The organism is Aliiruegeria sabulilitoris (assembly GCF_001558155.1).
Taxonomy (GTDB): Bacteria; Pseudomonadota; Alphaproteobacteria; order Rhodobacterales; family Rhodobacteraceae; genus Tropicimonas; species Tropicimonas sabulilitoris.
This window is the reverse complement of the sequence record NZ_LOAS01000006.1, coordinates 15,506-28,068: the sequence shown is the minus strand read 5'-3', so window position 1 is coordinate 28,068 and position 12,563 is coordinate 15,506. Positions and strand designations below refer to the sequence as shown.

At 62.7% G+C, this 12,563-nt stretch carries 10 protein-coding genes; 6 read left to right on the top strand and 4 right to left on the bottom strand.

Features of this window, described 5'->3' with window-relative positions; genetic code table 11:
- Together AX756_RS26010 and AX756_RS25530 are read left to right on the top strand one after the other, a co-directional pair.
- Positions 1-328 (top strand): hypothetical protein (locus tag AX756_RS26010; RefSeq protein WP_197431060.1); only part of this gene is annotated, 328 nt, incomplete at its 5' end.
- A 392-nt stretch (positions 329-720) separates the two neighbouring features.
- Positions 721-1,470, top strand: a complete 750-nt coding sequence (locus AX756_RS25530) for a hypothetical protein (protein ID WP_068309604.1) — start codon at positions 721-723, stop codon at positions 1,468-1,470.
- A 797-nt stretch (positions 1,471-2,267) separates the two neighbouring features.
- Here the strand turns inward: AX756_RS25530 and AX756_RS06200 are convergent.
- Positions 2,268-3,386, bottom strand: coding sequence for a GAF domain-containing protein (locus tag AX756_RS06200; protein ID WP_082738970.1), 1,119 nt, complete (start codon positions 3,384-3,386; stop codon positions 2,268-2,270).
- Between the two features lie 98 nt (positions 3,387-3,484).
- On the bottom strand, positions 3,485-5,026 hold the full coding sequence (locus tag AX756_RS06195) for an acetolactate synthase large subunit (protein ID WP_068309602.1): 1,542 nt from the start codon (positions 5,024-5,026) through the stop codon (positions 3,485-3,487).
- 162 nt (positions 5,027-5,188) lie between these two features.
- Here AX756_RS06195 and AX756_RS06190 point away from each other — a divergent pair, with 162 nt between their 5' ends.
- Positions 5,189-5,635: a YtoQ family protein gene (locus tag AX756_RS06190; RefSeq protein ID WP_068309601.1), complete on the top strand. Its 447-nt coding sequence runs from the start codon at positions 5,189-5,191 to the stop codon at positions 5,633-5,635.
- A gap of 51 nt (positions 5,636-5,686) precedes the next feature.
- Here the strand turns inward: AX756_RS06190 and AX756_RS06185 are convergent, their stop codons facing one another.
- The gene (locus tag AX756_RS06185; RefSeq protein ID WP_068309600.1) at positions 5,687-6,187 is read right to left on the bottom strand and encodes a flavin reductase family protein; all 501 of its coding nucleotides are present in this window, start codon (positions 6,185-6,187) and stop codon (positions 5,687-5,689) included.
- Between the two features lie 26 nt (positions 6,188-6,213).
- Positions 6,214-7,107, bottom strand: coding sequence for an aldo/keto reductase (locus AX756_RS06180; protein ID WP_068309599.1), 894 nt, complete (start codon positions 7,105-7,107; stop codon positions 6,214-6,216).
- 406 nt (positions 7,108-7,513) lie between these two features.
- Between AX756_RS06180 and AX756_RS25525 the strand changes: the two genes are divergently transcribed.
- From AX756_RS25525 to glgB, 3 genes are all read left to right on the top strand, one after another.
- Entirely contained in the window at positions 7,514-7,651 is a 138-nt protein-coding gene (locus AX756_RS25525; RefSeq protein ID WP_156461403.1) for a hypothetical protein, read from the top strand.
- Between the two features lie 254 nt (positions 7,652-7,905).
- Positions 7,906-10,299, top strand: coding sequence for a glycogen/starch/alpha-glucan phosphorylase (locus AX756_RS06175; protein ID WP_068309598.1), 2,394 nt, complete (start codon positions 7,906-7,908; stop codon positions 10,297-10,299).
- 44 nt (positions 10,300-10,343) lie between these two features.
- Entirely contained in the window at positions 10,344-12,560 is a 2,217-nt protein-coding gene (glgB, locus tag AX756_RS06170; protein ID WP_082738968.1) for a 1,4-alpha-glucan branching protein GlgB, read from the top strand.
- The last annotated feature ends 3 nt before the right edge of the window (positions 12,561-12,563 follow it).

The window sequence follows — 12,563 nt, the reverse complement described above, 5'->3', positions numbered from 1 at the left end:
CTATGGCTGGTATCTCGGATATGGCTGGGCGCTCGACTATGGCTGGAGCTATGGCTGGTATGTCGGATACGGCTGGGACTACGGCTGGGGCTGGGACTACGGCTGGTATGTCGGCTATGGCTGGGAGTATGGCTATGGCTGGGACTATGGCTGGTATGTCGGATATGGCTGGACCTACGGCTGGGACTACGGCTGGTATGTCGGATATGGCTGGACCTACGGCTGGGACTACGGCTGGTATGTCGGTTATGGCTGGTCGCTCGACTATGGCTGGGACTACGGCTGGTACTGGACCTACGGCGGATACTGGGATTACGGCTGGTATTGAGCAACGGCCTGATCGGGGCGGAGCATTCCGCCCCGCAATTCGGACAACAACAGGCGCCACCTTCGGGTGGCGTCTTTTCTTTTCGGCTGGCGGCTTGCCCGTCGCGGCCGCGCAGGGACAGTTCCGAACGCGGGAAATGCAGACCATTTGACGCAAACTACGCGCTGTTTCGCAGCCTTCGTGACAGCGCCTCTCGGCTTGCAGGTATCAACCCCGCGGAACTCTTGCACAATCCACCGAAAGGGCTCGGGACGCCTGCGGCGGCACGTGAAAATAGCCCAAATTTTCAATAACTTTCAGCCAAATGCGAACCGGACCTGAGTGGCCCGGAACTGGAGCCGCGGGTATCTTTCGGCCGAAGAATTGTGTCAACGCGGCCGGAGGGCAGGAACTTGGCAGGCGATCTGTATTACGAATATACGTATGACTGGCAGTATGGCTGGCATTACGAATATGGCCAGTTTTACGACGTCGGCTGGCAATATGGCTGGCATTACGATCCGGGCTGGATTTACGTCTATGACTGGCAATTCGGAACGCATCACAGCTTTGACTGGATCTACGATTTCGGCTGGCTCTATGGCTGGAATTACGGCTGGGTCTACGGCCCTGGCTGGCAATATGGCGGTACCTACGGCTGGTTTCAGAACGACAGCTGGCACTATGGCTGGAACTACGGTTGGGTCTATGCCCATGGCTGGCAATATGGCTGGTATCAGGGCTGGAGCTATGGCTGGGGCTGGAACAACGGCTGGCACTTTGGCTGGAGCTATGGCTATGGCTGGTTCTGGAACTATGGCTGGTCATCGGGCGGCTGGAACACTGGCTGGCATAGCGGATATGGATGGTACCTCGGCTGGGATTACGGCTGGTACATGAACCATGGCTGGAATTACGGCTGGACGGTCGGCTGGAACGTTGGCTACGGCTGGTCCCAGGGCTGGAGCTATGGCTGGTATGTCGGCCAAGGCTGGAGCTATGGCTGGCACCAGGGCTGGTATGCCTGCTACGGTTGGTCCCCCGGATGGGATTATGGCTGGTACACCGGTTACGGATGGCTTCACGGCTATAGCTGGGATTACGGCTGGTATCAGGGCTGGGGCTGGAGCTACGGAAGCGCGTGGCAACATGGCTGGTACTAGGGCTATGGCTGGTCCTGGGGCTACGGATGGGACTACGGCGGCTACTGGGGCTGGGGCTGGACCCTCACCTTTCATTGACCCTTAGTGGCGGAACGGAGTGCGGCAAGGCGCAGGTTTTCCGCCAGAGCCCACTGCTCGGATGCGATGCCCGGGGGAATGGGTCAGCGGCCATGGGCGGTTGTGACCGCAAGCCTGAAGCTGCCATTTGCGAGACCACGCCCGCGGAGATGGTGGCAAACCGCGGGCGCTGCCCCGGGCCCCCCGGGATGTTTCTCCAAAAGAGGATGAAACAGGTCGCGTTAGAAAATGAGCCGTTGCCAAGGGCAATGCCTGTTCCTCTCGCCACATCCGCATGGCCCCAGGGAAATGCGCCATTGCGAATTGTAGCAACATGACAAGAGCTGCGAGGCGCGCGGTATTGTTCCGATCACCGCACCTTGCGCGCGGAAGGGGCATTAACAGGTGATTTCCCGTGGGCCTCGCAAGAAGAGAAACGCATATTTCAACGCCTTGCGAAGGAGAGAGGGCGGACACGCCAACGTCGCCGCTCTGGCCTGGGGCCACCTATGGCACTGTCCTCAGGTCTCTGGGCCTGTGCCCGCTGCCGGCGCGAAAAACATGGCCCATCCGCGGGAGTCCGTTTCTTCCGGAGGGAAAGCCAAGGCCGTTCAGCACATGGCGCGACCGGTCGGTCAAGAAATCGCCGGTCTGGGAAGTCATCCGGCTTACCCCCTATGGGCACCGAGCATCCGTGGAAAGGCCCGCGGAGCGACGAAAGCCGACCGTTGCTGCGCGGATTACTTTGCCGCGCGCAGGTCGAGGATGTATTGCAGCAGCGCGGCTTCGGAGCGTTTCAAGCGGTCGACCTGCGAAAAGATCTCGAGCTGGGTGATCGTGAACATGGCGATGACGCTGACAAGCAGCGTGTCGCTGTCCATATCGTCGGCGCAGGTCGGCCCGTCGCCGACGAATTCCAGCGTCCCGTAGGCGATTCCATCAAGGATCAACGGTGTGCCGACGAATTTGCGTGGCGTGGAGCCGTCAAAGGCGGGTTTGCCCGCAAGGCCGGCCTTTTCCGGGTTTGCAAACCAGACCATCTCCTGCCCCGACATCAGATGCGCGGTCAGGCTCGCGTGATTGTCCGGATCTCCGACGGGCATGTCCTGACCCTGGCTGCAATAATGCGCGATCACCAGCGTGCGAGACCCGTCCACCCGCGTCACCCCGGCCGCGCGCATGTTCAGCGCCCGGCAACCCGCCGCCAACATCGCCTGCAACCGTTCATCGGCGTTCTTGTCCGGTTCGGTAAAGGCGGCGACAATGGTGTCCCGAACGGCGGCGTTGCGCCGGGAACGGCTCAGCGCACGTTCCAGATTGCGCTGTAGCTGCTGACTGGTGAGCAAGCTCGCCCGCAGCAGGATCGCATCCGTCACGCAATGGGCGAGATCCTGCATGACCTCGATGTCTTCCTCGCTCCAATGGCGCACCCTTGGATCGACCACGCACAGCGCGCCGAGCGCATCGCCGGTCGGTCCGAAAACGGGGGCTCCGAGATAGGAGCGATAGGGAAGCTTGCCCAGATCGGCCAGCTCCGCGCCCAGGGGGTGGCTGTCCTTGTCGTCGACGGCAAGCGGCACCGCGTCACGGTGCACGAACTGGCTGAAGGATTGCGAGAGCGGGATCCAGCCCGCCCTTTCCCATTGTTCGGGCATACCCAGACCACTGACAAGGATCTGCCGCTCCACCTGCTGCTCGAAAACGCCGATCAGCGCCATTTCCGTCGAAAAGATTCGACGGACAACACGGGTGATATATTGAAGCGCACCTTGCTCGGCGGGATTGCACAAACCGAGCTCGTCGATGGTAAAGGCCTTTTGCCGGACCACTGGGGCCGGTTGGGGTTGCAACGCGGTCATTTCGACCTCGATAAATCTATATAGAGTATACGCTTGGCCAGTTTGCCGACGAATTTGTTAATTTGCAGTTAACACTTGCGACAGCCCGGGCACCCCGGTCAGCAGACGATCTCGATCAGCTTCGGACCGGGCGTCTCCATGGCCGCGCGGAAGGCGTCGGCAAAGCTCTCCATGTCCTCCACCCGGCGCGCGGGCACGCCATGCCCCTGCGACAGCGCCACCCAGTCCAACTCGGGCCCTTCGACATTGAACATGCGCTCGGCATTGCGCCCGACATGGCTTACGCCGACATTGGCCAACTCCGCGCGCAGGATCTGGTAGCCGCGATTGGCGAAGATCAGCACCGTCACGTCGAGTTGTTCGCGTGCCATGGTCCAGAGCGACTGCAGCGTGTACATGGCCGAGCCGTCGCCCGTGGGCGCGATGACCTTGCGGTCCGGACAGGCCACCGCCGCGCCGACGGCCAGCGGCAGGGCTGCCCCGATCGCGCCGCCGGGATTGTAAAGCAGGTCATGGTTGCGGGCAGTGCGCGTGGGCGGGATGACATCGGCGCCCGCCGTCACCGCTTCATTGGCGATGATAGCGCCCTCGGGCAGCAACGCGGCCAGCGCCTTTCCGACCTTCGCCAGCGTCAGCTCTCCCGTGGGCAGCTCCGGCACGTCCAGCGACAGCAAGGCGGGTTCCGCCTGCTCCGCGCCTGTCGCCGCGATCAGGGCCTGCAGGGTCCAGGCGATATCCATCGTCGCTCCGCAGAGATCGAGCATCCGGCAATCGGCGGGCTCCGGCGTCGAGGGCCGGTCGGGATAGGCAAAGAAAGCCACCGGCTGACCCGCGCCGAGCAGGACCATATGCTTGACGTCCTTGAGGAGCTCGACGTTTTCCAGAACCGGGTAGTGCAGGCAGTCGATATCCACTGCACCCTCGCCGCGCTCGACCCGCGGCAGGAAATAATCCGCCATCAGGCGGCAGCCGGTCTTGCGGGCAATCTTGCCGGCCAGCCTTGCCAGCGGGCCGAACGCCGCTGCGCCACCGACAAACAGCGCAGCCCCCGGCTCGGTCAGCGCGGCGGCGGCGGCCGCGATTTGGTCGGGGCGCGGGCGGTGCAGCGCCACCGGCGGCAGCGGGTCCACCGGCCCCTCGGCCTCGGTCCAGGCGGTATTCGCGGGTAGCACGAGCGTGGCGATCTGACCGTTGCGGGCGGTCGCGGCACGGATCGATTCCGCCCCGTCCTGCGCCACGGCGAGCGCATCCATCGACACCTTGACCCAGTCGGAGACAGAACGTGTCACGCCCTCGATATCGCCCTTGAGGGGCGCGTCGAATTTCAGGTGGTAATCGGCATGTTCGCCCACGACATTGATCATGGCCGAATGCCCTTTGCGCGCGTTGTGCACATTGGCATAGCCATTGCCGAAACCGGGCGCGAGATGCAACAGCGTCGCCGCAGGCTTGCCGCTCATGCGGAAATAACCATCCGCCGCCCCGGTCACGCCGCCCTCGAACAGGCTGAGAATGCAGCGCATTTCCGGATGCGAATCGAGCGCGGCGACGAAATGCATCTCCGAAGTGCCGGGATTGGCGAAACAGACATCGACCCCGCCCGCAAGAAAGGTTTTCACAAGGGTTTCCGCGCCATTCATACCTGCACCTCTTCTTCGGCCTCGGGGCCCGCCGTTTCCGCGGCGCAGTCAATCACAGGGCAAGGGCGTGTGCACTGCGGAAAAACGCGCGCTGCGATGATCGCTGGACATTGGCTGCGACTTTCAGGACGTTGGTCGCGATTATCAAGGGGAAATGACGTGATGCTAAAGGTTTACCTGTCGGGCGAAATTCATACTGACTGGAGAGAACGCATTGTCGAGGGGTCGAAAGAGTTGGATGTCGCATTCAACAGCCCGGTCACCGATCATGCGGCAAGCGACGATTGTGGCGTTGCAATACTCGGTGCCGAGCCGGACAAGTTCTGGCATGACCACAAGGGCGCGAAACTGAACGCCATTCGCACCCGCAAGGGCATCGAAGACGCGGATGTCGTCGTCGTGCGCTTCGGAGAGCAGTACAAGCAGTGGAACGCGGCCTTCGACGCGGGCTATGCCGCAGCCCTGGGAAAGGCACTGATCGTGCTTCACGGGAAGAGCCATCAGCACGCCTTGAAAGAGGTCGACGCAGCGGCGTTGGCCGTGGCCGAGGAACCGGAGCAGGTGGTTCAGATACTACGATATGTTCTGGATGGCGTGTTGCCCGAGTAGTCGCCAGCGACTATGCCCTGCCCTTTCCGCCAGCCTCACCCCGGCGGGAAATCAGCGTGTCCCCGCCAGCCGCCCATAGGCACCAAGCGCAAAGAGCAGCGGCGTGCCGGGCCTGTGTGTGACGCGTTCCACCTGGCCGATAACGATCGTGTGGTCCCCTGCCCCGTGAGACGCGAAATGGCGGCAGTCGAGCCGGGTCAGGCAGCCGGCCAGATGCGGCACGCCGGCCTCGCTCTCGGCCCAGTCGATCCCGGTGAAATCATCGGCCCGTTCGGCGAAACGCTGGGAAATCTCAAGCTGGCTGACCTCCAGCACATGGATTGAGAAGTCCCGCGCGGCGACGAAGGCGTCATGGCGCGGCGAGAGCAGCGCCGGGCACCAAAGCACCAGCGGCGGGTCGAGTGAGACAGAGGTGAAGCTGTTGACGGTAAAGCCCAGCGGCCCCTCATCCGTGCCGCAGGTGACGACCGTCACCCCGGTGGCATAGGCGCCAAGCGCCGTGCGCAGCGCCCTTTCGCGGCCCGGTCCGGGCGTGAAGCTCTCGCTTTCCATTCTCTTCCTCTCCGGAGCGCTCTCCATCAGGGCACCTCGTGGCCGAGCGCCGCCGTGTAGAGGGCGTACCATGTCTCGCGGTCCATGTTGACCTTGAAAGCGTCCGGGAAATGCCGGATGCGCTCCAGCTTGTTGGTGCCGATCACCGGCAGGATACAGGCCGGGTGCGCCAGCAGCCAGGCCACCGCGATCACGCCCGCCTCCACCCCGTCGCGTTCGGCAAAATGCTTCAACGCCTCGTTCATGCGGTTATGCCCGGAGGAGAGCAGCGCGCCGCCTCCCAACGGCGACCAGGCCATTGGCGCGACGCCTTCGCGCTGCAGGAAAGCCAGCTCGCCATTGGTCATCGGTTGGTGCGTCAGCAGCGAGATCTCGATCTGGTTGGTGACCAGCCGGTTCTCCATCGCCGATTGCAGCAATTCCCAGTCATGCGGCTTGAAATTGGACACGCCCACCGCGCGCACCTTGCCCGAGGCTACGGCCTCATCCAGCGCTCGCCCGGTCTCAACTGGATCCATCAGCGGATCGGGCCGGTGCAGCAGGAACAGGTCGATCCGATCCGTCTTCATCTTGCGCAGCGAGCGCTCCAGCGAAGTGGATATATGCGCCGGCGAGGTGTCATAATACTTCACCGCGCGGCCGGAATACTTGCCGACCGGCGCGATGATATCGCATTTGGTCACGATCTCCATCCGCGCCCGCAGCTCCGGCGCATCCTTCAGCGCCTTGCCCAGGATCGCCTCGGTCGTGTAGCCGCCATAGATATCGGCAATGTCGAAACTGGTGATCCCCTGCTCCAGACAGGCCTCGATCTTTTTCTGAACATGGGCAGGCGAGGTGTCCTCGTCATCCCCGAGCCGCCACAGGCCATAGACGATCCGGCTGAGTTCCAGCCCGACACTGAGTTCCACCCGTTCCATGAGACGTCCTTTCACTCACCTGTTAGCCGGATACCCCTGCCCGGAACCGATCACAACCGACTTGTCCTGGGCGGTACTAGCGGTCCCTGCAGCACGCGCTCTGCATTACGAAAAGGGAAGAGGAGAAACCCACGCCGGCGTGCCCTTGGCCGATGGACGGGACGTGTTGGAAGACGATTTCACTTCCGGGGCGCTCGCAAGAGCGCGGGGGCAGAGCCCCCTGCTCCGTGCCAACTGAACGAAAGCAGGCCTCATTGACGACGTCGCCACAAACATGCAGGACCGCAACAGTCAAATTAAGGGTTCTTACGTGGCGCTTGACCTCCGAAAGCGCCGCCATTCCGGACTCACAATGGCCCTTTGGTCGCCCTCTTCGTCTCCGGCTTCAAGATCGTTGAAGGCCGCAATGCCAGCGGCCATTGCCGAAGGCCGGATCGCGATTGGATGGTGGAATTGGGAGCATGTGCGCCTGCGCGCTGCCCTCGGGGATTTCCGGGAGATGCCGGCCGAAGGCTTTCTGGACAGATACGACCCCGGCGCTTGAACCGTCCGCCCTCGCGCCAAGCACGAATTAAACCCATTCTATTTCTGCAATGCAGCATCCCAATCCACCGGGCGGCGGCACGTCCCGGGAGGGAAGGACCTTTTTTTCCTGGGTTTCACGACAGCCGCAAAAACGCTGCAGTCGCATTATTGAATGCGCGGACGGGGCTTGCGCCAGTGTCGCGGAGCGTCAATAACCGCTTAAATGAATTCCGTGCCGCTCCTCCCCGCGGCGATGAGACGAGGTAAGCCAAAATGACTTCCGCAGACATGAAGGACGCAATCCTTCACCACCTTGTTTACACCCTTGGCAAGGATACCGCCCACGCAAAGACCTATGACTGGCGCATGGCGCTGTCCTATGCGGTGCGAGACAAGATCGTGGACCGGTGGTTCGAGGCCACGCGTCGGGCCTATGCCGAAAAGCGCAAGCGGGTCTATTACCTGTCGCTGGAATTCCTCATCGGCCGCCTGCTCAAGGACGCGATCATCAATATGCGTCTCGACGAGGCGGTGCTCGACGCGCTGAAGGATCTTGGCGTCGAGTGGGAAGAGATCATCGAGGACGAGCCCGATGCCGCGCTTGGCAATGGCGGGCTTGGCCGTCTGGCCGCCTGCTTCATGGAGAGCCAGGCCACCCTGGGCTTGCCGGCGATGGGCTATGGCATCCGCTACGAGAACGGCCTGTTCCGGCAGCGTTTCGAGGATGGCCGCCAGGTCGAGGAACCGGAAGACTGGCTCAACCAGGCGCATGCCTGGGAATTTGTCCGCCCCGAGGTCTCCATCGATATCGGTTTTGGCGGCCATGTGCAGGAAATCGGCAGCCGGGCCAACTGGTACCCCTCCGAAATGCTCATCGCCATGGCCCATGACACGCCCGTCATCGGCTGGAAAGGCCGCTGGGGCAACACGCTGCGGCTCTGGGAAGCCCGCCCGATGCATGGGTTCGATCTCGCCCGCTTCAACCGGGGCGATTATGCCGCCGCGGCCGAGCCGGAGGCGATGGCGCGCACGCTGTCGCGCGTGCTCTACCCCGACGATCACACCGAGCAAGGCAAGGAGCTGCGCCTCAAGCAGGAGTTCTTCCATACCGCCGCCTCCATCCGCGACATCCTGCGCCGTTTCGAGAGCGAGTATGACGATCTGAGGCTGCTGCCCAAGAAAGCGGCGATCCAGATCAACGACACCCACCCGGCCATTGCCGGTCCCGAGCTTGTGCGCATCCTGCATGACGAGCGCGGCATCGACTTCGAGGAGGCCGTCGGCATTGCCCGCAACACGATCTCCTATACCAACCACACGCTGCTGCCCGAGGCGCTGGAGACCTGGAGCGAGGGGCGCATGGGCCGCCTTCTGCCGCGTCACATGCAACTGATCGATCGCATCGACGATCTGCACCGCCGCGAGACCGGCACCCACGACCTGAACGCCCATCATGACGGCAAGGTCCACATGGGCACGCTGGGCTTCATCATGGCGCACAAGGTCAACGGCGTGGCCGCGCTGCATACCGAGCTGATGAAGAGCACGGTCTTCAAGGATCTGCACGAACTGCACCCCGAGAAGATCGTCAACGAGACCAATGGCGTGACGCCGCGCCGCTGGCTCCTGTCGTGCAACCCGCGCCTGTCGACGCTGATCACCGATTCCATCGGCGACAACTGGGTCGATCACGCCGAGGACCTCAAGAAGCTGGAGCCCTTTACCGAGGATGCCGGCTGGCTGGAGAAATTCTCCGCCGCCAAGCGCGCCAACAAGGTGGACCTGTCCGACTGGATTGCCGAGACACTCGAAATCAGTGTCGATCCGGACTCCATCTTCGATATCCAGGTCAAGCGGATCCACGAATACAAGCGCCAGCACATGAACCTGCTGGAGACCATCGCCTATTGGCTGGAAATCCGCGACAACCCGAATGCCGGCTGGACGCCGCGGGTAAAGATCTTCGGCGGCAAGGCCTTCCCGAACTACACCTATGCCAAGGAGATGGTGCACCTGACCAACGACATGGCCAAGGTGATGAATTCCGACCCGCTGACCAGCCGTTACCTGAAGGTGGTCTTCCCGCCGAACTACAATGTCAGCCTCGCCGAGCGCCTGATCCCGGCCGCTGACCTTTCCGAGCAGATCTCGACCGCCGGCAAAGAAGCCTCCGGTACCGGCAACATGAAATTCTCGCTCAACGGCGCGCTGACCATCGGCACGCTGGACGGCGCGAATGTGGAGATCCGCGAACTGGTCGGACCCGAGAATTTCTTCCTCTTCGGCATGACCGCCGAGGAAGTAATGACGCGCCGCGCCGAACCCGGCCATGCCGGCCGCGCGATCGCCGCGGATCCGCGGCTTGCCCGCGCGCTCGAAACGATCCGTTCCGGTCGCTTCAGCCCCGAGGAGCCGGGACGCTACCACATGATCACAGACAATCTGACGCATCATGACTATTTCATGGTCTGCTCGGATTTCTCCGATTACTGGCGCGCCCAACGCGACGTGGATGCCGCTTTCGCCGACAAGGCGGAATGGGCCCGCGTTGCCGCGCTCAACACCGCGCGCACCGGCTGGTTCAGCTCGGACCGTACCATTCGCGGTTACATGAAGGATGTCTGGGACGTGGAAGCGGCGCCGCTGGTCGATCTCGCCGCAGAGTGAGCGTCAACGCTTGCGGAACAGGGGAATAGGAGTAGCTTGCAATTATGACCGACACCCCTGCCAAATACCCGCAAATGCCGCTGTCGCCGGAAACGGCCCAGCAGATCGCAGCCGGCACGCTCCGTGACCCGTTTGGCGTCCTGGGCCTGCACGAGGCCGAGGACGAGACCCATTGGGTCACGGTCTTCGACCCGGGCGCGGAGTCCATGACCGTCCTGATGGAGGACAAGGAATTCCCGCTCTGGCATTTCGACGGAGTGCCCGGCGTTTTCTGCGGCATGGTGCCCGCGCGTGCGCCCTATCGGCTGCGCGGAAGCAATAACGATGGCGACATTTGGGAGAACGAGGATCCCTATCGCTTCGGTCCCGTGATCGGCGAGATGGACGAGTACCTTCTGGGCGAGGGAACACATCAGCGAATCTGGGAGGTTCTGGGCGCGCATGTGAAGGTGCACGAAGGCGTGAATGGCACCCATTTCGCGGTTTGGGCGCCCAATGCGCAGCGCGTGTCGGTGATCTGCGATTTCAACTCATGGGACGGGCGGCGCAACCCGATGCGGTTGCGCGGGGCAACCGGCATCTGGGAGATCTTCCTGCCGGGGATCGGTGAAGGCACGCCCTACAAATACGAGATCATCGGGGCGCAGGGCCAGCTCATGGCGGCCAAGGCGGACCCGGTCGGTTTCGGCTCCGAGCACCCGCCGGCCACGGCGAGCGTGGTGCGCGACATCTCCGGCTATGGCTGGGACGACGACGGCTGGATGCGTCATCGCCTGGAGAAGAACGCGCATGACGCGCCGATCTCGATCTACGAGGTGCATCTGGGCAGCTGGAAGCGCAAGGCCGACGAGGGCAACCGCCCGCTTTCCTACAAGGAAGCGGCGGTGGAACTGGTCGATTACGCCAAGGAGATGGGCTTTACCCACCTGGAATTCCTGCCCATCAGCGAGTTCCCCTTCGACGGCTCCTGGGGCTACCAGCCGATCGGGCTTTTCGCGCCGACCATCCGCTTCGGGCCACCGCATGAATTCCGCGACCTGATCGACGCCGCCCACCAGGCGGGGCTTGGCATTCTGCTCGACTGGGTGCCGGGGCATTTCCCGACCGATGTGCATGGCCTCGGCCAGTTCGACGGCACCGCGCTCTACGAGCATGCCGATCCGAAGGAAGGCTTCCACCAGGACTGGAACACGCTGATCTACAATTACGGCCGTATCGAGGTCGCCAATTTCCTGATCTCCAACGCGCTCTACTGGCTGGAGGAATATCATGTCGACGGGCTGCGCGTGGATGCCGTGGCCTCGATGCTCTATCGTGACTACTCCCGCGAAGACGGCCAGTGGATCCCCAACAAGGATGGCGGACGAGAGAACCTCGAAGCGATCTCGCTGCTGCAGCGCACCAACGAGATCTGCTATGGCGAGGTGCCGGGCATCATGACGGCGGCGGAGGAGAGCACCTCCTTCCCCGGCGTTTCCAAGCCGGTCGATGCCGGTGGCCTTGGCTTCGGCTTCAAGTGGAACATGGGCTGGATGAACGACACGCTCGACTACATCGCGCGTGACCCGATCCATCGTCGGCACCATCACCACCAGATGACCTTCGGCATTCACTACGCTTTCAGCGAGAATTTCATCCTGCCGATCAGCCATGACGAGGTCGTTCATGGCAAGGGCAGCATGATCAACAAGATGCCGGGGCTGGAGGGCGAGAAATTCGCCAACCTGCGCGCTTATTACGGCTTCATGTGGGGCCATCCCGGCAAGAAGCTTCTGTTCATGGGCAACGAGATCGCCCAGTGGGCGGAGTGGAACAACAACGACCAGCTCGATTGGGCCGCGACCGAGTATTACACCCACGCAGGCGTGCAGACGCTCGTGCGCGATCTCAACTTCCTCTACCGCGAAACGCCCTCGCTCTATGTCAAGGATTGCGAGCCGGGCGGTTTCGAGTGGCTGGAAGCCAATGACATGGACGCCTCCGTCTTTGCCTGGATCCGTCGCGGCGGGCCGGACGATCCGGAGGTTGTCGTTGCCTGCAACTTCACCCCCATCGAGCGCATGGGTTACCGCATCGGCCTGCCGGCAGAGGGCAAGTGGCGCATGGCGCTCAACACCGATGCCAAGGAATATGGCGGGGAGGGTCGTGGCGACATGAACGGCGTCACGGCGGAGGACACACCCTGGCACGGGCAGGACCATTCCGCGCCCGTAACCCTGCCGCCACTCTCGACCGTCATCCTTGTGCGCGAACTGGACTGACGA